At 61.5% G+C, this 19,631-nt stretch carries 22 protein-coding genes; 9 read left to right on the top strand and 13 right to left on the bottom strand.

Annotated elements, in window-relative coordinates:
* Positions 1-362: 362 nt before the first annotated feature.
* The 4 genes from AC0L20_RS18600 to AC0L20_RS18585 are packed head-to-tail and all read right to left on the bottom strand — an operon-like array spanning position 363 to position 4,710.
* Entirely contained in the window at positions 363-857 is a 495-nt protein-coding gene (locus tag AC0L20_RS18600) for a Mov34/MPN/PAD-1 family protein (protein WP_473290520.1), read from the bottom strand.
* Positions 854-2,581, bottom strand: a complete 1,728-nt coding sequence (locus tag AC0L20_RS18595; RefSeq protein ID WP_473290518.1) for a ThiF family adenylyltransferase — start codon at positions 2,579-2,581, stop codon at positions 854-856. Before AC0L20_RS18595 ends, AC0L20_RS18600 begins: the two co-directional genes overlap by 4 nt.
* A 3-nt stretch (positions 2,582-2,584) precedes the next feature.
* The gene (locus AC0L20_RS18590; protein WP_473290516.1) at positions 2,585-3,628 is read right to left on the bottom strand and encodes a cyclic GMP-AMP synthase DncV-like nucleotidyltransferase; all 1,044 of its coding nucleotides are present in this window, start codon (positions 3,626-3,628) and stop codon (positions 2,585-2,587) included.
* Positions 3,625-4,710 (bottom strand): patatin-like phospholipase family protein, encoded by a 1,086-nt coding sequence (locus tag AC0L20_RS18585; RefSeq protein ID WP_473290919.1) that lies wholly within the window; start codon positions 4,708-4,710, stop codon positions 3,625-3,627. Before AC0L20_RS18585 ends, AC0L20_RS18590 begins: the two co-directional genes overlap by 4 nt.
* Before the next feature lie 629 nt (positions 4,711-5,339).
* On the opposite strand from AC0L20_RS18585, the gene AC0L20_RS18580 reads away from it, so the two are divergent.
* On the top strand, positions 5,340-6,080 hold the full coding sequence (locus tag AC0L20_RS18580) for a restriction endonuclease (RefSeq protein ID WP_473290514.1): 741 nt from the start codon (positions 5,340-5,342) through the stop codon (positions 6,078-6,080).
* Between the two features lie 447 nt (positions 6,081-6,527).
* On the top strand, positions 6,528-6,698 hold the full coding sequence (locus tag AC0L20_RS18575; RefSeq protein ID WP_473290512.1) for a hypothetical protein: 171 nt from the start codon (positions 6,528-6,530) through the stop codon (positions 6,696-6,698).
* 232 nt (positions 6,699-6,930) lie between these two features.
* Here AC0L20_RS18575 and AC0L20_RS18570 read toward each other — a convergent pair whose 3' ends face one another.
* Positions 6,931-7,302 carry a hypothetical protein gene (locus AC0L20_RS18570; RefSeq protein ID WP_473290510.1) on the bottom strand — a complete coding sequence of 124 codons (372 nt, stop codon included), beginning with the start codon at positions 7,300-7,302 and terminating at the stop codon, positions 6,931-6,933.
* Between the two features lie 373 nt (positions 7,303-7,675).
* On the opposite strand from AC0L20_RS18570, the gene AC0L20_RS18565 reads away from it, so the two are divergent.
* The 4 genes from AC0L20_RS18565 to AC0L20_RS18550 all read left to right on the top strand — a co-directional run bounded on the left by AC0L20_RS18565 (position 7,676) and on the right by AC0L20_RS18550 (position 11,549).
* Positions 7,676-8,086, top strand: coding sequence for a hypothetical protein (locus AC0L20_RS18565; protein ID WP_473290508.1), 411 nt, complete (start codon positions 7,676-7,678; stop codon positions 8,084-8,086).
* A 15-nt stretch (positions 8,087-8,101) separates the two neighbouring features.
* Positions 8,102-8,551: a hypothetical protein gene (locus tag AC0L20_RS18560; RefSeq protein ID WP_473290506.1), complete on the top strand. Its 450-nt coding sequence runs from the start codon at positions 8,102-8,104 to the stop codon at positions 8,549-8,551.
* Between the two features lie 6 nt (positions 8,552-8,557).
* Positions 8,558-9,283 carry an SOS response-associated peptidase gene (locus AC0L20_RS18555; protein WP_473290504.1) on the top strand — a complete coding sequence of 242 codons (726 nt, stop codon included), beginning with the start codon at positions 8,558-8,560 and terminating at the stop codon, positions 9,281-9,283.
* A gap of 112 nt (positions 9,284-9,395) precedes the next feature.
* Positions 9,396-11,549, top strand: a complete 2,154-nt coding sequence (locus AC0L20_RS18550) for an exonuclease domain-containing protein (protein ID WP_473290502.1) — start codon at positions 9,396-9,398, stop codon at positions 11,547-11,549.
* 248 nt (positions 11,550-11,797) lie between these two features.
* On the opposite strand, the gene AC0L20_RS18545 is transcribed toward AC0L20_RS18550, so the two are convergent.
* Positions 11,798-12,568 (bottom strand): hypothetical protein, encoded by a 771-nt coding sequence (locus tag AC0L20_RS18545; RefSeq protein WP_473290500.1) that lies wholly within the window; start codon positions 12,566-12,568, stop codon positions 11,798-11,800.
* Positions 12,514-13,485 (bottom strand): recombinase family protein, encoded by a 972-nt coding sequence (locus tag AC0L20_RS18540; protein WP_473290498.1) that lies wholly within the window; start codon positions 13,483-13,485, stop codon positions 12,514-12,516. Before AC0L20_RS18540 ends, AC0L20_RS18545 begins: the two co-directional genes overlap by 55 nt.
* A 248-nt stretch (positions 13,486-13,733) precedes the next feature.
* Between AC0L20_RS18540 and AC0L20_RS18535 the strand changes: the two genes are divergently transcribed.
* Positions 13,734-13,997, top strand: a complete 264-nt coding sequence (locus AC0L20_RS18535; protein ID WP_085357472.1) for a hypothetical protein — start codon at positions 13,734-13,736, stop codon at positions 13,995-13,997.
* A 40-nt stretch (positions 13,998-14,037) separates the two neighbouring features.
* Here the strand turns inward: AC0L20_RS18535 and AC0L20_RS18530 are convergent, their stop codons facing one another.
* The 5 genes from AC0L20_RS18530 to ku form a co-directional block, all read right to left on the bottom strand.
* The gene (locus AC0L20_RS18530; RefSeq protein WP_473290496.1) at positions 14,038-15,048 is read right to left on the bottom strand and encodes a hypothetical protein; all 1,011 of its coding nucleotides are present in this window, start codon (positions 15,046-15,048) and stop codon (positions 14,038-14,040) included.
* Positions 15,049-15,371: 323 nt separating this feature from the next.
* Positions 15,372-16,073: a GrlR family regulatory protein gene (locus AC0L20_RS18525; protein WP_473290494.1), complete on the bottom strand. Its 702-nt coding sequence runs from the start codon at positions 16,071-16,073 to the stop codon at positions 15,372-15,374.
* 119 nt (positions 16,074-16,192) lie between these two features.
* Complete coding sequence (locus AC0L20_RS18520) at positions 16,193-16,855, bottom strand: HAD family hydrolase (protein ID WP_473290492.1); 663 nt, start codon at positions 16,853-16,855, stop codon at positions 16,193-16,195.
* A gap of 1 nt (position 16,856) precedes the next feature.
* On the bottom strand, positions 16,857-17,192 hold the full coding sequence (locus tag AC0L20_RS18515; protein WP_473290490.1) for a hypothetical protein: 336 nt from the start codon (positions 17,190-17,192) through the stop codon (positions 16,857-16,859).
* A gap of 6 nt (positions 17,193-17,198) precedes the next feature.
* Positions 17,199-18,128 (bottom strand): non-homologous end joining protein Ku, encoded by a 930-nt coding sequence (gene ku / locus AC0L20_RS18510; RefSeq protein WP_473290488.1) that lies wholly within the window; start codon positions 18,126-18,128, stop codon positions 17,199-17,201.
* 169 nt (positions 18,129-18,297) lie between these two features.
* Here ku and AC0L20_RS18505 point away from each other — a divergent pair, with 169 nt between their 5' ends.
* On the top strand, positions 18,298-18,522 hold the full coding sequence (locus AC0L20_RS18505) for a hypothetical protein (protein ID WP_473290486.1): 225 nt from the start codon (positions 18,298-18,300) through the stop codon (positions 18,520-18,522).
* Position 18,523: 1 nt separating this feature from the next.
* On the top strand, positions 18,524-18,772 hold the full coding sequence (locus AC0L20_RS18500) for a hypothetical protein (protein ID WP_354161633.1): 249 nt from the start codon (positions 18,524-18,526) through the stop codon (positions 18,770-18,772).
* 42 nt (positions 18,773-18,814) lie between these two features.
* Here the strand turns inward: AC0L20_RS18500 and AC0L20_RS18495 are convergent, their stop codons facing one another.
* On the bottom strand, positions 18,815-19,279 hold the full coding sequence (locus AC0L20_RS18495; RefSeq protein ID WP_473290483.1) for a hypothetical protein: 465 nt from the start codon (positions 19,277-19,279) through the stop codon (positions 18,815-18,817).
* Positions 19,280-19,631 lie beyond the last annotated feature (352 nt).

The following is a 19,631-nucleotide window of genomic DNA, read 5'->3' as shown; positions in this document are numbered from 1 at the left end:
GGACGCGTAATCATCGATCGTCAGCCTCGCCCCCTTTACACGGCCCGGCGGGCCAAGTTGCGATGTCCCGCTGGAGTCGAGCTCGGATTGCGCGAATGGTCGACGCAAGCTGGGAGAGCGTCTTCTGGAAGCTAACTTTTCAGATCACTACATGCTGAGTTTGATGCGTAACTCGACTCGAAGCGCGAAATTTGCGGCGAACCAAACGATTAAGGCCGAGCGGAGGCAGACTGCGCTTCGGACGAGAACGTTGTGTTTTGCCGCATGTAAAGTCCTCGAGACTCCACTGTCTGCCCGTTAACGCAACGGCATCAGTCGCTGAATTGAGGCCGAACGTCCGATCGCGGCCCTGTCTAGTCTCCTTAGTGTTCCGCCAAGAGCACCTTGCGGGTTGCGTCGACCCGGGTGCCACGGACGGAATGGAAGGAAGCCCACAGCCCGTTCGGGAATTGACGCCGTCCAACAATGACCAGCAGAAATCCCGGGAGGTGGTGGCTCGATTGCTTGACCAATTCTCTGATGCTCCAAAGGTCATCGGGAGATGGCCTCGGCGCGTCTTCGGGATGCGTGTGCCAATCGCCTACGTAATCGAGACCTAAGGTATGGTGCTGGAATATCTCCTCCTGTTCGGAGGGGCGGTGGGGTCGAAATGAAAAACGTGAGCGGCGGTCCCGTGACCGAGGGCCGGTTGCAGCGACGATCTCCCAGTCGTCACCTCGCACGCGTGCGAAAAGTTGCCCGCCAGCCTCTTTGTGGTAAAAACGCGTCTGGCGGTGTGCGTCGAATGTCGCAATTGCGTCGGAGGCGATGCGAACCGAGAGCCGCCCGACCTCGAAAGTCAGACCGGGGCTACTCACGGAAACGGCCAATCGCCGACGAAAAGGCCGCCCATCTCGCCTGGCTGCCCGCGCGCTGCTATCCAACCGGAGGCAACGGAGGCCTCCGCCTCTTCGAACGAGACGGAGTCGGCGATCCAGGAATGCCATGCTGGAGATTCTTCGAGACCGCGAAGTGCGTCCACCGCGAGCCGGGCGACGAGAGCCTGAGCATGCGCGAGCTCGACCGCGCCAAACGTCGTCGACGCACCGCCGCACTCCGGCGGCGAGGGCTTTCCACCCACCACGACGGGCAAACGGGGATTTCCGTGGTCGTCGAGGCCCTCGGCCAACCGTGCGCCCTGTCTTCCCAAGAGGAGAGCGTGTGAGGCGAGCGCATGGGCCTCCATCCAACCGTAGACAGCGGAGGCTTTGCACCCGGGGCGGGCGAGCGCATATTCGACCGATGCGTCGGCGGTCCAATCGCCCGTACAGCTGATGATCAGATCCGCTTCCTGCACAACTTCAGGATACGCGCGAGCGAACGCCGCGAACGTCTTTTGGTAGCCTTGCACGAAGCCTATCATCGGTAGCGCCGCGCGGATGGCGGCGGCGAGAGATTTCGCCTTGCCATGACCGACGAAGCTTGCGCCGAGTTCGTGCCGGCGAATGTTCTCCCACCCCAGACTGTCGGGATCGACAAGAGTCAGATGCTCGACCCCGGCCTGTGCGAGCATGCGGGCGACGCCCGATCCGAGTGCGCCGCAGCCGAGGATGATGACTTTGACGGCCGCCATCTGCCGCTGCACGCCTTCAGGCATTCGAGAGGATGCAGCGTCCAGCCGGTCGGTCGCCAGGCGCTCGATTCGGAAGCGCGCGAACAACGCCTGCGAGGGATCTTCCGCGCTCTCCAACCCTTGTCGCAGAACGCGCTTCGTTACCGGCAGGCCCGATCGATCGAGCGGCCGGCGAAGGCGTAAGGCGGCGTAGTGTTCGCGGCCCGAAGCAGGCCGCCCCGCCAGCACGACGAAAGCCTCCTTTGGATCGCTGTTCACCAGACGGGCAAGAAGGTCGGTGCCATCTTGAGAACGGGCCGCCACTAGCGCCCAGAGCTCGGCCGCCGTGTCAGGGTAGCGGTCGGGGGCGGGAAGCGGGTCGATCGGGACGAGTGCCGCTGTCTTCGGCCACTTGGGGGCGTTGCCCGTGCGATTCGTCCAGAATCTAATTGCGTCCGCTTTGGTAGGCAGTATGAATACCTGATTCTTCGTTTGCAGAGCGCGAACCAGTCTACTGCGCGTAGTGCCTTCGGGGCCGGGCAATACTTCGGCTATCAGATCGGTCTTGCTGGACCAATTCAACCAATAGAGGCCGAAATCTTCTCGAAAATCCTCGTCGTGCTGCCGGGTTTCGTTTTCTGCGAGGAGGCGGAAAGCTTCCGACAAAGCCCGCTTGATAGTAGCGACGCCGTCGCCCGGTACCGGCTTGCCGCCGAGGCAGAGCTTGCCGTCCTTCTCGATATGCGGCTGAGCCTGTCCTCGCGTGTAGCCGCCGAGATAGACGCGCGCGGCGCTAAAAGGAAAATCGGCGTCGACTTGTAGCTCGAGTTCTTGCCCACGCCATCTTAGCCGCCAACCATCTACCATGCCGGTGCGCAGCGAACCTGCGGGTACGCGGCCGAGAAAGTCGTCGCCGAGCCCGGCGAACCAGTCGTCGAGCTTCGGCGGGGCGGGCGGCGCCGCCGGAGCGGCTTCAAGCGGCAGGCTCACGCGTTACAATGCTCCCCAGGCGTAACGGCTCTCGCCCTGCTTGATCACTGCGGGACCACTAGCCTTCTCGACTTGCGATTTCTTTGCGGGATCCGGCTGTTTAGAGAACCAGTCGGTGTTGAAGAATCTGTCCCACGCCTTCATCGCCTCCTCGTGCGAGCAGTCGAGCTTGTCGAGCACGTCGAGATGCTTGAGGTTCTCGTCGATCTTCTCTTTGAAGAATTTGGTCTTCTCGTCTCCGGACTCCGCGATGTTCTCGTTCAGCACGGGATGTCGAACGGCAGAATTCAAGGCAAGCACGAGGCTGATGGACCTCAACGTCTGTCTGAGGACGTGATCGTCACGCCCCTGCACCTCGCTGAAGTGATCGGCGACGAGCTTTGAGATGGCGAACCCGCTCGCTATCTTGTCCGACCAGCCGTAGCGGCTACGGGCGAACCCTTTGGCCAGGCGGACGACGCGCACGAATTGTCCGTCGTTGCCGTTGGCGGTCGCGTCAGACGACCTGCTCTTGTTCTCCTCCTTGAACCACTTGGTGTTTGCAAGAGGGTCCGACGTGCGCCACTGGTCGCCGGCGGCAATCTCGTAGGACTTGTCATCTTCGCCGGTGAACGGGTTTTTGGTGCGGTTTTCGCGATAGACCGGCACATCGACGTGATAGCCGTTGGTCTTGTAGTAGACCCTGACGCAGTTATTGCGGGCCTCGGGTTGATCCGCGAAGCGGTCGTCCTGCAGCGCATCGCTAACCATCTTTCGGGCATCTGCGGGCGACTTATCTTCGTCCTTGTCGTTCTTGAGGCTGTCACGACTGAAATAAACGCCGTCGTCGACGTCGTAGTCGCCCCGGTCGTGCTGGATCATCGTGCGCATCGCGTAACTGCCTTGGGTCCGGGATCCTATCGATTTCGGACTCTCGTTGCGCGCCAGCCCATTCTTGAGCCTATCTCGGTTGGTCTTCGCTTTGCTGTAAATGTCGGCACGGTCGTCCTCGGACATCCGGACCTCCGAACGCTCGAAGCCCTTCATCTGTTCGTTGCAATCCTTCACGACATCGTCTCCATCTTCACGCCCGCTTTCGGCATCTCGGGCAGGCTCATCATCAGCGCTCTCACCATCCGCCCATCGGTGTTGTTCGGATCGTCGCAGGCGCTCTTGGCGACGTCCGCATCGTTGCTCGCCTGTTGGATCAGCCGCTTGACGGCTTCAGGCCGGGCATCGTCGAGCGCCAGGTATTTCATCATCTCGGCCGGCACGTCCTTGTTGGGGAAGCGCAGCCTGGTGACGGGGCGCCCCAACTCGGTCAGCTTGTTGCCGATGAAGCGCGCCATATTGTCAAAGGCGAACTCCTGGGCTGTGATGCTCAGGGCGGCGGCCTCGGCACCCATCTTCCAGCCGAGTATCGAACGATGCACCTTGCTGGCGGCGATGAGTTCGCCCTCCGGTCGGGAGCAGGTGCCCAGCGAGAAGATCTGGATAGGCGCCTTCGAAGGAGCGCACGCAAGGGCGTCGGTCAGCCCGACCATGATCGGATTGTTCGCCCAAAGACCGCCGTCGGCGAACACCTGTTCGACGCCATGGTCGTTGTTTGGGTCGTCGATCGCGGCCAACGATCTGAAAATCGGTGCGGCGCTCGAGGCCATGCAGACGTCGACCAGCTTATACTTGTCATCGCGCACGCCGCTTTTCGGGGTCTTCTTGAAGACCCAGGAGCGATGGCTGCTCATGAGGATGGCAGGAATCGACAACGAAATACCGCGCTTCTCGAAGACGTCTAGTATGGTCGTTTCTTCAAGAACGTCGGTTAGAGCTTTCCGCAGAACCGCATCGCCCTTGCGGACATAGCGGCCGCCAACGAACATGCGCCAGACCGCGCTTGCAGTACCCTTGATCCGATGAGGGAAGATTTCGCGACCGTGCTCGCGGTACATCCCGACGATGTCGCCCATCGGGCGGCCGACCGCTAGTGCGCAGCCCACGATGGCGCCCGTACTGGTGCCGGTGATCAGATCAAAACCCTTGCCGAGGTCGAGGCTTTCTTTGCCGCGGATACGCGCGAATTGAGTGACAAGGCGGTCCAAGAACGCGGCAGTGTAGATGCCCCGCATGCCGCCGCCGTCCAAGCTCAGCACCCGATAAGGTCTTGCGTCGGATGCAGGTCCTGCTTTGTCGTCGTCCGCAATAAAGATAGTCAAACCTCCCCAATTGATTCATGCTTCGTTCGCCGCAAGGCTCAACGTAGTGACGACGCCGATCACAAAGATCGGCCGACTTCGCCAAACTTGTTGCAGGATCAAAAACCCCGAAAGCGTTCGGAAGCGCCGCCGATTCCTTTTGAATCCTAAAGAACCGAATTAAACGAGTAGTTGAGATGGAGCCGCATACTCGCGGCTGCAAGAGCTCGGAAGCCCTTCAGGCTTCAATTTTTGCTGCATAAAACACCATTTCTTCCATTGACTCTAAGGCCGTTCACCTCCGTGCCGATTCGCGATGCGAGTCGCAGGGTCGTGTGGGGCGCTGTCCCCGCGTTGGTAGGCCCAAAGGCTCAGCTTTCGAGGAGGCGCGCGGCGCGGAACAGAAACGCCGACGACAGCGAAAGGATGACGGTGACGCGAGTCGATGGACAGTAGATTATATTTTGAGCGGAGTTTCGGCCTCGATAGTCCGGTGCCGACGGCCAGACGGCCGACCGAGAAAGCGAGTACAGAAGACGTGTAAAAGGGTGGGCGAGAACACGAGTCGTCGGGCAGGGGAGTCTCGAATGGGCGGCATTTGGAGCACGGCCAATAACGTGGCGGCGAGCGCTAATTTGTGGTTGCTGCGAATTCTGAAGTCGAGCGATCCCTCCATACTCAAAACGGACGAGCTTCAGTACCTCGAAGTGCAGAACCGCCTTGATCAAGAAGCGGAAGCCGTCGGAAATCTTGCGTTTGCCTTGGAGGCTGCTGAAGACGTCGAAGAGCTCTTTCGTCCCAGCGAGGGCATAAACATCGCATTGTCCGGTATTGCCACGCCGGAGCGGAGGGTGCCCGAAGGCGTGCTGATCAAGGCTGCATCGGTGGCTTTTGCACATGTGTTAGAGGAGATCGGAAGGGACAGCCGGAAGATATTCGACATCCCCCCGGACAGATGGGAAGAGATCGTCGCGGCGGCCTACGATGAGGCCGGCTTCGACGAGGTGATACTAACGCCGCGGTCAGGCGACCACGGCAGGGACGTGATCGCCATACGCAAGGGCATAGGCAGCGTCAAAATTCTAAATTCAGTGAAGGCTTACAAGCCCGGTCACCTCGTCGCGTATGACGATGTCCGGGCATTGCTGGGCGTCTTGGCCGGAGAACGAGATGCGTCCAAAGGGATCATCATCACGACGAGTGATTTCCCGCCACGGATCTTGCAAGATCCGTTTATCGCTCCGTTCGTTCCCTATCGCCTCGAAATGATGAATGGAGTCGCGCTTCGTGAATGGCTGAAGACGCTCGCAAAAGGTTCTCCGGTTTAACCGCGCGCGTCATGATTCATGGGTACAACAAGAGCGGCCCCGCCCCACCGCGGCAATCGATGCGCCGCCTCCACGCTTCCGATCGCTAGAAGGCAATGAGGCTCCTTTTCCACTTTCGCCGGGCGTGCGAGATGCGCCGTGCGCTCGTATCTCGTCCTCCGGACCCAAGTCACGACGGACCGGCGACGTAGCGTACTTGTCGGCAGGGGCAGCCACACATGCAACTAATAGTCGCATCATATTTAAGAAAAACGTCTTGATTGCCGCCAGGAAAAGTTAGCTTCCCGATTTCGGTTTTCCACGCTTTCGAGGCCGTCGAACGCGGAATCGATTCGCCCACGTCAATCCGACGTGCAAAGACTACCGGCGAGCATGGCTTGCGCAGATCGGGTGCGAGCGGTCACGAGGCGTCGAGCACCCGCGAAACCAACGAAATCGAGAGGCAGCATGGCAAAACGTAAGCAGGAAACGCATTGTCAAATCTCAATCACCGCCAAAGGCGTCCGCATCATGTTGCCCAAGAGCGATGATCTTTCACGTCTGTATTCGCGCAAGCAGGTGAGGGGCATCATCGCCGACCTCCAGGATGCTCTCGATAACGATTTGTTCCGCGCCTAGCAGGTCTCGACTGGCTAAGATCATCGGAGACGAGCGGCCCATATGGCGGTCGTCATTCCGGCAAGGCAAGTCGATCCAATTGCATTGAAGGTCGGTTCGTTCGCGCGTCACGTTGTAGCAGGCCAATACTGCTTGCCAGGTGCCGGTCGAGCCAGAGGACGTGCTCAACGTCCGCCTAAATGCTTTGGGACGAAAAGATCGTCACCAAATACCGTCATGCCTGAAGGCCGCCTCAGTCGGGATATATCCCGCCAGCGGCAAAGTATGCCTTCAGAAGCGCTTCGCTCCACGCCTTCATCGCCGCTGTCTTCTCGGGAATCCGCTGCGCCTGGAAGTACCAGATTTTGCCGGTCTGGCCGACGCGGTCGAGGTCATCCCTGCGGTCGCCTGCGATCTCGTGCCCGATCACCAGCGACGCGGTGCCCGGCGGTAGGGAAGTATGGTCGAGAATGTAGTCGCCAAGGGTCGAGCGGATGATGTGCATGGAGAACGGCGGGATACCTCTCAGCACGTCGCGATGGTTGCCCTCGCGCAGACCGCGCATGCTGCGCAAATGGTTCGCGAGAGCCGACCCCGATACGGCGACGTCGCCGATGCTCGTCACGCGAGACGCGAACACCCACTTACTGGTCCGGTTGCGGTCCTTCCCGCTTCGAGGGCGGTGACGACGTTATGACCGTGCCGACGCGGTGGCTCGAAGCTGGAGCTCGGAATGATCCCCGCGGATCATCCCGACACGCTCGTCTACCAAGGCATCCATGCCGGCGTGGCCGAGTACCTCCTAGGGGAACATCCGGTCACCGGGACAGAAGACTACTGACGGCCGCGAGCCGCCGAGCCGCCGGTCCCTACAAGATCTACTCGCGGGCCCGTTCGCTCTGTCGTGGCATCAGTCATGCCCACCCCGTTGGCTTTTTTTCGTGCCTCCGAGCCTCCGAGACCTCGACTCTTTTGTTCTTATTATGTTCTAATACTGCATGACCGACCGCCCCGCCAGCTGGCGCATGCCGAGCCGCAAGCAGATGGAGCAGATGGCCACCGCCGTCGGCAGAAACGCCCCATCCAGGCGTGGATTGGCTCCGGACGACGACTTGCCGCCCGAATACTGGCAAGCCTTACTGGATGACCCGCGTCCCGAGGGCGACCGTCCAAGCCCCGGCGCGTCCGGACGCCTGCTGCAGCTGTGCAAGATTCCCCAGCATTTACTGAGGGTGGGCTGCCGGCGCTGCAGCCGGACCGTCGAGATTCAGAAGGCCGACGCCACTCGCCTGTACGGTCCGGAGGCAACCTGGGGGCAGGTGGGCCAGCGCTTGCTCGACAAGACGTGCACGCAGCGGACCGGTAGGCATGAGGAAGACGGCTGTTGGCCGTCGTTCGGTGGCACCTAGTCCGGCGGCGCGGCCATGGCCCCCAAGCACCATCCGACCCCCTTGTCCGGAGGCGACCGTAAGGCGCTCGCCAAGGAACTCGGCCGGGCGCGCGCGATGACGACGATTCTAGCCGGGCAGTCCGACGAGGCCCGGGCCAAGGGGGAGGCGCTGATCCGGACCGCGGACAAACTGCTCTGCGAAAGCTGGAACGAGCGGATGTGGGCGGACGGCGGCCCGATCGACCCGTCTCCCACGATCGACCAGTCCCTGAACGGGGGCTACTCATGGATAGAGATCGAGTGCTCGCGCTGCAGGGCCAAGCGGGACGTCGACATGGCCGCGCTTCGCCATCCGCCCACCACGTTCGTCCACGACCTGGCCGGCCGTCTCCGCTGCAGCAAGTGTGCTAAGGCCGGGCGCCGGCCGCCGGCTACGCTGCTGCAGCTGGCGCAGCGGGCTCGCCATCCAGATCCGGAGACCTGACCACCCGTGTGCAATCTGTACTCTATCACCACCAACCAGGCCGCCATCAGCGCGCTGTTCCGGGTCGTCAACCGGTACCTCGGCAATCTGGCGCCGATGCCGGGCGTCTTTCCCGACTATAAGGCCCCGATCGTCCGCAATGGCGTTGATGGCCGGGAGCTCGCGACCGCACGCTGGGGCATGCCGTCGTCGTCGAAAGCGCTAATGGACGCCACTAAGAAGCGCGCCGAGAAGCTGCAGGCCAAAGGCAAGACCGTCAATTTCAAGGAATTGCTCAGGATGGAGCCGGACGGCGGCACCACCAACATCCGCAACGTGAAGTCCAAGCACTGGACGAGATGGCTGGGTCCGGAGCACCGCTGCGTGGTGCCATTCAACAGCTTCAGCGAGTTCAACAAGGCGGAAGGCGGCGACATCTGGTTCGCGCTCGACGAGACCCGCCCGCTTCTCTGCTTCGCCGGCATCTGGACCAACTGGACGTCTGTCCGGAAGGTCAAGGACGGCGAGACCACCAACGACCTCTACGCATTCCTTACGACGGAGCCGAACGCGGACGTCGGCGCCATCCACCCGAAGGCCATGCCGGTGATCCTCACGACGCCGGAAGAGGTCGAGACCTGGATGACCGCGCCTCAGGACGAGGCGCTGAAGCTGCAGCGGCCTCTTCCGGACGGAGCGCTCCGGATCGTGGCACGGGGTCTGAAGGAAGATACCCCGGCTTCGCCTTCCTGACTTCGCGGACACCGAGTGATCGGCGAGTAGGCAGCTGGAGCCCGAGGCACTTGACTTCACTCACAGCATTCGAACAAAAATAGAACAAACGATTCCAGCCGCGAAGGTCCGCTTGGCCAAACTGCCGCAACTGCCTGTTTACTATTATCTCGACCATTTCGCCGAAATGCTCGGGTTCGTGCAGCGAACGTACCAACCCGTTCTTGGCGTGGAACATCACGCTTTCATAGCGCGCTTCGAGGGCCTTTCGAGAGATGCCCGATGCCTGTTGATCCGCATGATCAACCGGCGTGGTGCGATATTCAATCGGTCCCTGTTCGACTACCCCGAGATCGACGATATCGAGCAGGCCACGTCGGATCTGATGATGGTTGGTCATGCCCGGGTGCTCGGCGAAGTCGACTATGCCGGGTTCGTCGCGTGTCTTCGCAAAGATGTCCTCTTCACCGGAGCACAGGCGGCTGGGGGTAAAGACGTCCGCAAGTCTTGGGCCAAAGCCAAATTCATCGACTATTATATCGAACAGATCCCCTTCTCGACGGCCGCGCAGCACTGCGGCGCCCGGAAATTCATCGCTCTCGACGGCACGCGGCCAATCGAATTCCTGCTCTATCTCTACTTCGGCAAGACCGAGGTGAACCTCAAGAACTTCGCGCTGCGGGACCTGGGCATCCTCCACACCAACCGCGAGACCGCGTTCAGCGCCCGCTTCACCGATGCCGAGGAGGCGCTTGCCTCGTTCCACTACAGTCAAATTCTCGACACCCTTGAGGAAGGATCAGAGCCTGTCCACAGGCGCGCCGCCATCGACGTGCTGTCCGGGCCTGCCTGCGGGACACAGTACGCCAACGAGCTGCGCAGCCGAGCGGCTCATCAGACCGGACTTTTCTTCGAGAAAGCGGGCGAGAGCGATCTTGCCCGTCAGCTCTACCGCGCGGGGTGCTCGCCGGACTGCAACGACCGCCTGGTCCGCCTGCTTTACAATACGGGGGATCGCACCGGAGCCGAAGACCTGCTGCAGCGGATGATCGATGATCCCGCCAGCGACGGGGAGCACGTTTTCGCAACTGACTTTTACGCTCGCAAGTTCGGAGGGAGGCGCACAGGTGTCTACACCGAACTGCTGCGGTCCGGGCGAACGATCACCGTCGACGATACGCATCGCGGCAATCCAGAAGCAGGCGTCGCCGGCGTTCTCCGGCGTGAGGGCACCAAGGTTTTCTTCACCGAGAATGTGCTGTGGCACACGCTGTTCGGCCTTCTCTTCTGGGACGAGCTCTTCGAGAGCACCCGAATGCCCAGCGGGTTCGACTGGCTACCCCATTGCCTGAAGGACCGCAGCTTCCGTCGGCTCTTCGCCGTGCCGATCGACGAGAAACTAGTCGCTATCGCATCCGGAGCTTCTCTTCCGTTGATCCTCCGCACCGTCGCAGCTAAATGGGGCCGCCCGAATGGGATCTTCAGCTGGGATCATGTGGAAGTGGAGGCGCTCCGCGCGCTCCTCGAAGGATTCGATCCAAGTGCTATAGCCAGCATCGTCCGCAGCATGTGCGACGATTTCCGCGGCATGCGGGACGGTTTCCCCGACCTGATGCTGGTGCAGGACGGCAAAGCGTCCTTCATGGAGGTCAAGGCCGAGGGGGACGTGATCCGCCGCAACCAGCTGACCCGTCTCCGCCAGCTCGGCGCCGCCGGCATCATCGCCGAGATCGGTCGGGTGGATTATCGTTTCGACCCCCAGCAGGACTACGTGGTGGTCGATATCGAGACGACCGGCTCCTGGTCGAATGGCGATCGCATCACCGAGATCGGCGCGGTGAAGGTTCGCAATCACTGTGTCGTCGACGAGTGGCATTCTCTCATCAATCCCCAGCGTTCCATTCCCGCAAAGATCGTTCAGCTGACCGGCATCACGAACGAAATGGTTCGGGACGCACCTTTGTTCGCGGAGGTAGCGGACCGATTCATGGAGTTTATGGGGGACGGCATTTTCGTCGCCCATAATGTCAGCTTCGACTATGGTTTCATGGCCTACGAATTCGATAGGATCGCGCGGCGCTTCAGATTCCCGAAGCTCTGCACGTGCGCCGGAATGCGGCGGCGCTATCCGGGACACAAGTCCTACGGACTTGGGAAGCTTTGCGAGATATATGGCATCTCGCTCGACAATCATCATCGAGCCTTATGCGATGCGCGGGCCACCGCGCAGTTGTTGAACCTCATCAACAAGAAGCGGAGCGAAGAGGGGTACCGCGAAGCAGCGTAGCAATTCATAACCAAGCAGGTGCCTGGACTGCGGGCTGACAATTCTAAAGCTTCCGGCTAAGTTCCACTGCGATTGCTATTCTGATAATACGAAATATCACTTGCTCCGTCGGGCAAAACAGTGGTTCATAAGGCGCTGGTCCTAGCAAGCGGAAGGAGCCAGCCCGATGGCAAATGACGTCGAGACGTTCTCGGAATTGTCCAGGATTGCGAAACTGAATGGTGACTTCCGAAGGAACTACGGCACGTTCATTGGAGCGGTTTTGTATCTCCGCACCGTAAGCGCCGCCCGCCGAAGCCCTTGGCTTTGGGCCGGCCTGATTTCGATCGCTCTTTCGACGGTGCTGAGCTGGTTGGGGCGGCACGGTTGGTTTTTGCCAGCATTGTCTTGATGGCACAGAACAATGCCTCCTTTTCCTCGTAAAGCGCGCGCCGACGCCGACGAAGGGAATCAGATGAGAGCCAGACGTAGCGTCCCGAACTCAGCGGGGCAGGCAACAGCACGTAGTCCTCAATCGCCCGATTCGCCGCATCCAACCGCATCACGGCGAGCAGGCCGGATGAGATCTTCCTTCGGTAGGCTTTCCATTGCGCAGCGTGATCCTTTCCACGATGCGCCAGTCGTCGTGCCGAGAAACGAAACGACGCGCACGCCTCCCACATCAAGCCCGATACCGTCCGGAACAAGATCGACCTGGAGGCCGAGGTCCGTTCGCAGCGCCTCCGCGAGTTCTGTGGCATGCCTCGATTGTTCGGCGGCCCAAAAGTCCGGGTATCGATCCAGTCGCAGTCGCGCGGCGACACGTATCCGATCAGCGCATAGGCCTTCCGCAGCGAACCGAAGTGCTTCACGAACGAGGAGACGTGATTGAGACCCAGAGTCGTATTGATGATGTGCGAGTTAAGCTTACCGCGCCGGCGGAGCGTGAGACGAAGGCGCAACAGCATCTCTTCTTCCGGAATCTCTACGCGGCGCTCGGCCAGCAGCTTCTGGGCGCGAGCGAAGATGCCTTGGTCCACGATAGGCTCGATCGCCGCAAAGCCCCTGACCCAAGCGTTGTCCGGATTCTGACCAGCTTCTGCCCCAAGCGTCTTGAGGTGCGATTGTAGACGGTCTTGCCGATGTAGTTCTCGTTCCCGAGAATGGTGGGTATCATGCCGTCGGTCCAGGGCCGACCGTTGTGATTGGCGATGCCCGCGTCGTTCAGTTGGCGACTGATGTCGCTGTAGGATTTCCGGCAGTTGACGAACCGATCGAAAATTTCCCGGATCACTGCGGCCTCTTCCGCCGAGCCGTGCTGCAGCCGAACGCGATCCGATTGCAGAGCCTTGAATTGTCCCTTTTCGAGAAGGGCCTTCGGATGCTCGCTTTCGTCGACCATCAAGCGTCGCAGGCCATACCCGACAGGAGCGCCAACGCGATATCCAAGGCTCGCGACCCGGCAGTGTCCGGCGTGCACCTTGACGGAGAGCTCCCGGCTCCGCTCGGCGGCCATGCCGCGCTTCAGGTTTTTCGCGATCCCGGAAACAAAGGTGCGGTCGTTCTTGAAGATCTCCGCGCAATACTCGACCTGTACGCCGCCACGCTTGCACAGGAATTCGTAGTAGGCACTCTCGTCGACATCCTGGAACCGGCCCCAGCGACTGACGTCGTAAACGAGGATGTGGTCGAAGTCGGCTTGGCCCGACTGAACATCTTCGATCAGCTCGATGAGACCAGGACGCCCCTTGATCCGAAGCCCGCTGCGGCCCTCGTCGCGATAGGTACGCACAATCGTGAGCGTGTTCGCCTCGGCATAGGCGGCGATGGCCGCCATCTGGTTCGCGATCGAGTAGCGCTGGAGCTCCCTCGACATTCGAACGTACTGCGCAGCACGGCCTGCCCGGGATCGCCTCGCCAAGCTTGTCCCTTTGGGTAGAACGAGCCAATTACCCATGCACCCCTCCTGCCACTTCGGAGGTACCTGCGAGTGCAATTACACCTTCCACGGTCGGGATAGCAATGCCGAGCAGCCTGCAGGGCACCGGGCCGCGCCTCATGCCGGCACCGGAAGTTGGCATTGTGCACAGGGCCGCGGAACACGGAGACAAACCTCAGCCCTGCCGATTGCGAATCCCTGCTGCGTGCTAACCGCCCGGAACGAGAAGGCAGGCGAAAGGATTCGTCCGGCGGGAGTTGATCTGAATGCTGATGACGAAGGAAAGACGGCCGGCGATCAGAACACTGCGCGGATGGGCGCTCGGCGTGCTGCAGGAGGCGGGCGCCGTTCACGAATGCGAGGAGCATGGCTGGGCAAAGGAGCGGGCCGACCCTCACGCCCGGGAGCGCGCGTTGGACATCGCGAGGCAGGAGCCTCCAGACGGCTTGTCTCCAGACCAGGCTGTCGCCGAGGTCCGCGGAGTGCTGGATTCGGTCGGCGATACCTGCCCTGAATGCCCGCCCGACTGAAGCGCACCAACAACCCACGGCGCGACGCCGCTGTCGATGATCAAGGGATCAGGGGCGCCGCCGTGGTGCCAAGATGCTCAGCAGCAGCGCGTACCCGGCCAGCGTGCTTTCGCCGCTGCTCCGCGAACTCCGCTGCGTCAACCGACGAACGCACCTTGTAGCCAGCCGCCGTCAAGCGGGCGCACACCCGCGGAACTGCCGCAGCACTGGTGTCGTCAGATTCTGCCTCAAGGCCGATCAGTCCATTCAGATCGTCGATGAGGCGCAATCCTTCGCTTCGGAGCAGGACCGCCGGCGCTCGGCTCTCGCGGTCCTCGATCAGCAGTTCGAACATCAGTGCGAGGTCCATCATGGCTCCGAGCGTTGCAGGCCAGCCCGAGCCCACGCCGACGGATCGGAAGTAGATCAGCGATGGATGGGAAGCATGGCTCTGCAGGACGGTGGCGCACCAATCCCGTCCCCTGTAAAGCACGCGCCTGATCTCCTCCGGAGAGTCGAGGTCAGCATAACGCTCCAGCAGTCCGAGAGCCGAGGGCGGCTGACCCGCAGCCGTCGTAAGTTTAAGTATTCCGGCATCGCGGCGGGAAATGCCTTCTTGCACCTGGAGCAGGTATGTGACGGCCATCGTCAGGACCGAAAGGCCCGAAAGGCCGGCTAAGACGAGGGCCCAGCGGGCCGGACCGTGGGCCTCGATGCCGCTCAGTCCCACCGTACACAACGCGCTTCCGACGATGAACAGTGCCTCCTGGAAATCGGCTGGCGGCGCGAACCAATCGCCCAGCGCATGCGCGATCAGGCCGAAGCCCAGCCACAGAAGCACCATCCAGATCAGGAAGGAGCCCATGAGGATCGCCGGCGCAAAGCTGGTGGAGACCCCGCTCTTGCCGCGGCGGGCCCACTTCCAAATCGGGAGCATGATGGCGAGCAGCCGTCGCGCCACGCGGAGCGCGCCTCGGCTCTCACCGGGCACCACCACCGTATCGAATACATCGCGAAGGGCGAGGACGACCAGGACAATTCCTGCGATGATCTCGACCGTCTGTATAATCATGGAGCGCCGCCAGGCGAGATGTGCTCGAACTCGTCACAATTGGGCGCGTGGAGGATCAGCAATCCCGCCCAACAGGCCAGAACCGAGGTCAAGACCGATCCTGCGGAGATCGTTCTCCGGCTGTCCGCTCGTCGGTCCAAATGCATCGGCGCATTTTCAATTAACCAGCACCAACCCCAGGGTGCCGCGGCCGTTCCTATGCGCAGCTGCTCGGAGCCACCCTGTGCTTGGCCAAAGCAATCCGTACTCAAGCTCTGCTGGGTTGCTGACTTTGTTGATCTCAGGCTGCAGTGGCCTCACCCGAGCATCAACTGAAGTCTCGATCAGATCCTGTGCAGGAGCTTCATCTCGGCCGCCAGCCGGAAACTTCGTTTTCCGGCGAGCGCCGTCGCCTCCCAAATCGCGCCGTTGGCGTCGCAGCTGCCCGAAAAGCCAATGCCCACTTCGTACCCGCCGAAGATCGCGTCGCGAGCCGCCGTGTGTTCCTGGTTGACGATTTCACCGCGCCAGCGGTTATCTGCAGAGGAGTAAGAGCCGAGATAGTAGAAGAAGGCGTCTCCGCCCAGCATGCGGCCGTCCTCCAGCAGCATCACACCGGTCAGTCCGCCGTCAATCCCATCGAGCGCGCGGATGCGCAGCCCGTAAAGGCCATTTGGGATGCCGCCGTCGCCGACCTTTCCTGGCGGCGGCAATGACTCCTCATCCAAGCTGGTCATCACGGAATGCATCACTTGATCAGGGAGCCGGACCGGAGAGGCGTCGAAGTGATAGGAATCGCCAACCGCACGGCCGCGCAGGATCAGCTCGTCATCGTCCGCACCATAGAGCTGCCGCACCTCGGGATTCATGGCATGGCGCTGTCCGGCTACGCGACCGACGATCACGCCATCGATCTCTTCGTAGCTTCCTACGTGCGCGAAAGCCGAGTTTCCCCCCGGCATGCGGCCACCGCGCACATGCATGACGCTACGGTTCAGCACGGGGCCAGCGCGATACTCGCATTTGTACAACCCGTCGAACAACACCCTTTCCCCGCTGCGCCTAGCGTATTGTAGCCGGTCCGAGGGTACGCGAAAAGGCGCCTGGTACAGTAAGAGCAACCGCCGCCTCAAGGCTCGCGTTGATCAAACCCTCCACATCGTACTCATCTTGCGAGGAGCGAATCCCCGAAGCAGGCAAGCAGGGCGGCCGGGCCGGGGTATACCTGGACACATCCAGCCTGCCTCAGCGAACTCTCGGTGAAGCCGCCGCACAGCACGCCGACGATATCGATTTCCGCTTTCCTCGCCGCTTCCGCATCGTAGGGGGTGTCACCGATCGCCACAGCATCGTGGCCCTCGACCCCAAGCTTCTTTAGGACCGCTTCGAAGATGTCGGGCGCCGGCTTCGATTCCTGGACATCGTCCGACGAGGTCGTCACGTCGACCAGGTCGCCGATGCCCGCGATGTCGAGATACTTGGCCAATTCATCCTTCTTGGCGGAGGAGGCGACGGCAATCCGCACGCCGGCATCCCTGACGCGCCGCAACAGATCGGGGACCGCCGAGAATGGGCGAACCAGCGGCAGATACTGGGACTTGAAGCGGTGGCTGCGCCATTCCTCCATTTCGTTGCCGTGGTCCCGCTGGGCTTCTTCGGACAGGAAGTGCGGAATCAGCTTGTCGCCGCCCTTGCCAATCTGGCCTCTCGCCTGCTCGAAGCTGACATCGTGGCCGAATTTGACCATCGCTTCGTGCCAGGAGAGGGCGTGGAGATCGACCGAATCCAAGAGCGTCCCGTCCACATCGAAAATTGCAGCTTTGGTCAATTCAGGATCCTCCCGAGCTTGAGCGACCGATCTTCGCGTACCATTCGGCGTAGGTCGTGTTTTTGGCCATGTGCCGGTTGAGATCCGGTGCGCCGTCTTCCCACCAGACGGGGCCTCTCTCACCGAGCTCGCGTTTTGCCTTGTCCACTGCCTTATGCGCGGCGGCCTCCGCCTCGGGGCCTGCGTTCTGCTTGGCGTTGGCGACCGCGCGACGGGCCTTCATCAGATGGCCGACGAGACCGGTCCGCTCCGCTTCACCGAGGCCACGGTTGGCCATGCGCCACAACCTGCCACGGACGACGAAGTAGCGACCGTCGGGCGTCACCGGATACTTCACGTTAGATCAGGCCGACTTGCGCCGCGCCCCTGATGCCGACTTCTTCGCCGCCGCTTCCTTAGCCGGCTTCTTACCGGCGATCGGCATCAGCATCTCCTTCTGAGCCGCCGCAGCTTTCTTCGTCTTCTTGGCAGGCTTTTTCGGAGCCTCGGTCTTGGCTGCTGCGCCGCCGACGCTCTTGCGTAGCGCGTCCATCAGATCAACGACGTTCTCGCCTTTCGGCCGATCCTTGGGCACGATCGGCTTGCCGGCACGCTTCTGGTTGATGAGCTCGATCAGAGCGCTTTCATAATGGTCCTCGAACTTCTCCGGCTCGAAGCTGCCCGCTTTCTGGTTCACGATGTGCCTGGCGAGATCGAGCATGTCCTTCGTGACCTTCACATCCTGGATCTCGTCGAAATACTCCTGTTCGCTGCGGACTTCGTACGGGTAGCGCAGCAGCGTGCCGACGAGACCCTTGTCCATCGGCTCGAGCGCGATGATGTGTTCGCGGTTGGTCAGCACCACCCGCCCGATAGCGACCTTGTTCATCTCGCGGATGGTCTCGCGGATGACCGCGAAGGCGTCGTGGCCGACTTTTCCGTCCGGACGGATGTAGTAGGGGCGGATCAGGTAGCGCGGATCGATGTCGGTCTTGTCGACGAACTCGTCGATCTCGATGGTACGCGTGGATTCCAGCGCGATCTCCTCGAGCTCCTCCTTGGAGACCTCGATGAACTGGTCCTTCTCGAGCTGGTAGCCCTTGACGATGTCCTCGTTGGGCACCTCGTCGCCGGTGTCGGCGTCGACCTTCAGGTACTTGATACGATGGCCGGTCTGCCGGTTCAGCTGATTGAAGGAGATCTTCTCGCTCTCCGACGTCGCCGGGTAGAGCGCGACCGGACAGGTGACGAGAGACAGCCGAAGGAAGCCTTTCCAGTTCGCGCGGGGGGCCATGATTACGCAACGCTCCAGGTACGGGGACTTGGACTCAAGACGAACGGCGCGACACAGTTCCGACTCTGCCCGCAGGCGTCCACCGCCAAATTGAGGACACTCCCGTCAAGCGCCCTGCGGACGTGGCGGGCAGTCTTGACTCTTACGAACAAAATGAGAACATGCGCCGATGACCCAACCCATGGCATCCGGACCGGCCGGCTTCGACTTGGAGGACGCCGCCGACCAGGCGATTGCGGCCTGTGGGGGCGACGCTCGGGAAGCTCTCAAGGCACTCATCATCGCGAATGGCTTCCTCGAGGCGCAGATCGAAGAGCTGCGGGCTTCGATTTCTGCCGGCTACTCGCGCGGCCGGTTCGACGTACCGCGCGACCGAAAGGATTGGTACGACTGACATGCCCGCGGTCACCTACTATGTGGCTCTGCCGTTCCTCCCTTCGGATGACGGTGTCGCTGCCGGCGAGGCCGTGGAGTGCTTCAATCCCAACGCCGCCGTGATGAAAGCCGAGGCGCTTTCGCGAAAGAACGGCGTCGTCGGAGCGGTGGCCTTCAGCCGCAGCGGGGATCCGGCTACGGGCGAATTCGGAGACGCAACGGTGATCCGCAAGTTCGGCGACCTGCCGGAAGACCTGAGCACCCTGTGAAGGGACGCGCGGAGAAGTGCTGCGAAGAGACCCGCAAGGCGACTACCTTCCGCTGAGCGACAGACTCATTCGAGTGACGATGTTGTCCCAGGCGTGCTCTTCCTCGGCGGGATAGTCGATCAACACGCAATGGATCAGCCGCCCCGAGAAGTTGCAGCGGTTGTACCAGACCTTGTCGCCCTTGTAGCTGGAGACCGCAAAGAACCGTGGTGTCACTCGCTTGTACTGAATGCGTGAAGGCGGGTGCTTTTTCGCGAGAAAGGCCGCAGGTGAATCGTTCTCGACGTTAGGCGCGGCCTGGATCGTGATGTCGGCACGCCCGTCGGCGGTTCGGAACCGTTGCCCGTAGCCGTCGGGTCGGCCAGCTTCTTCCGTGAAGATCGAAGATGGGAAATCCATCGAGGTGCCGGTCTGGGGAATGGTGTATTTGGTCCATCGCACCGGCTGCGCCGAGACCGTCGCTGTCGAGACGACAAGTGCCAAGGCGAGAGCGCTCATCGCTTTCATCGCACTTCCCTCCGACTATCACGGAGCAAAAAGCCGGAACGTCATTTACGTTCCAGACGCCTGATGCCGTTTATTGAAAGCGCCAGCTACTCGCCTCCTCGTGGGGACCATTGGGATCTAGCCTGATCAGCCTGGTCTCCCCGCCGGGCGAGAACCTGCCACCTCGGAGCGACGTGATAGCGTCTCCAGTGCTTCGGCCTCGTGGTATCAGGCGCGCAACGGGGACCTTGGCCGATGGAGCCGGCCAGCCTCCTCCGCTTGGCACCTCGGACACGTGAACTGGATTTCGCGTTGCGCGGAAGCGGACTTTTGGATGGTCGCCGCCATAGGCCATGCGCCGCATTGGGGACAT

Source organism: Bradyrhizobium sp. Kon58 (assembly GCF_055807455.1).
This window is presented reverse-complemented; position numbering and strand designations above follow the sequence as displayed.

Excerpts from the sequence above, each read along its gene's own strand:
- AC0L20_RS18580 (WP_473290514.1), top strand. The coding sequence starts at position 5,340 with ATGGGCGGCATTTGGAGCACGGCCAATAACGTGGCGGCGAGCGCTAAT.
- AC0L20_RS18575 (WP_473290512.1), top strand. The coding sequence starts at position 6,528 with ATGGCAAAACGTAAGCAGGAAACGCATTGTCAAATCTCAATCACCGCC.
- AC0L20_RS18565 (WP_473290508.1), top strand. The coding sequence starts at position 7,676 with ATGACCGACCGCCCCGCCAGCTGGCGCATGCCGAGCCGCAAGCAGATG.
- AC0L20_RS18560 (WP_473290506.1), top strand. The coding sequence starts at position 8,102 with ATGGCCCCCAAGCACCATCCGACCCCCTTGTCCGGAGGCGACCGTAAG.
- AC0L20_RS18540 (WP_473290498.1), bottom strand. The coding sequence starts at position 13,485 with ATGGGTAATTGGCTCGTTCTACCCAAAGGGACAAGCTTGGCGAGGCGA.
- AC0L20_RS18535 (WP_085357472.1), top strand. The coding sequence starts at position 13,734 with ATGCTGATGACGAAGGAAAGACGGCCGGCGATCAGAACACTGCGCGGA.
- AC0L20_RS18530 (WP_473290496.1), bottom strand. The coding sequence starts at position 15,048 with ATGATTATACAGACGGTCGAGATCATCGCAGGAATTGTCCTGGTCGTC.
- ku (WP_473290488.1), bottom strand. The coding sequence starts at position 18,128 with ATGGCCCCCCGCGCGAACTGGAAAGGCTTCCTTCGGCTGTCTCTCGTC.
- AC0L20_RS18505 (WP_473290486.1), top strand. The coding sequence starts at position 18,298 with ATGACCCAACCCATGGCATCCGGACCGGCCGGCTTCGACTTGGAGGAC.
- AC0L20_RS18500 (WP_354161633.1), top strand. The coding sequence starts at position 18,524 with ATGCCCGCGGTCACCTACTATGTGGCTCTGCCGTTCCTCCCTTCGGAT.
- AC0L20_RS18495 (WP_473290483.1), bottom strand. The coding sequence starts at position 19,279 with ATGAAAGCGATGAGCGCTCTCGCCTTGGCACTTGTCGTCTCGACAGCG.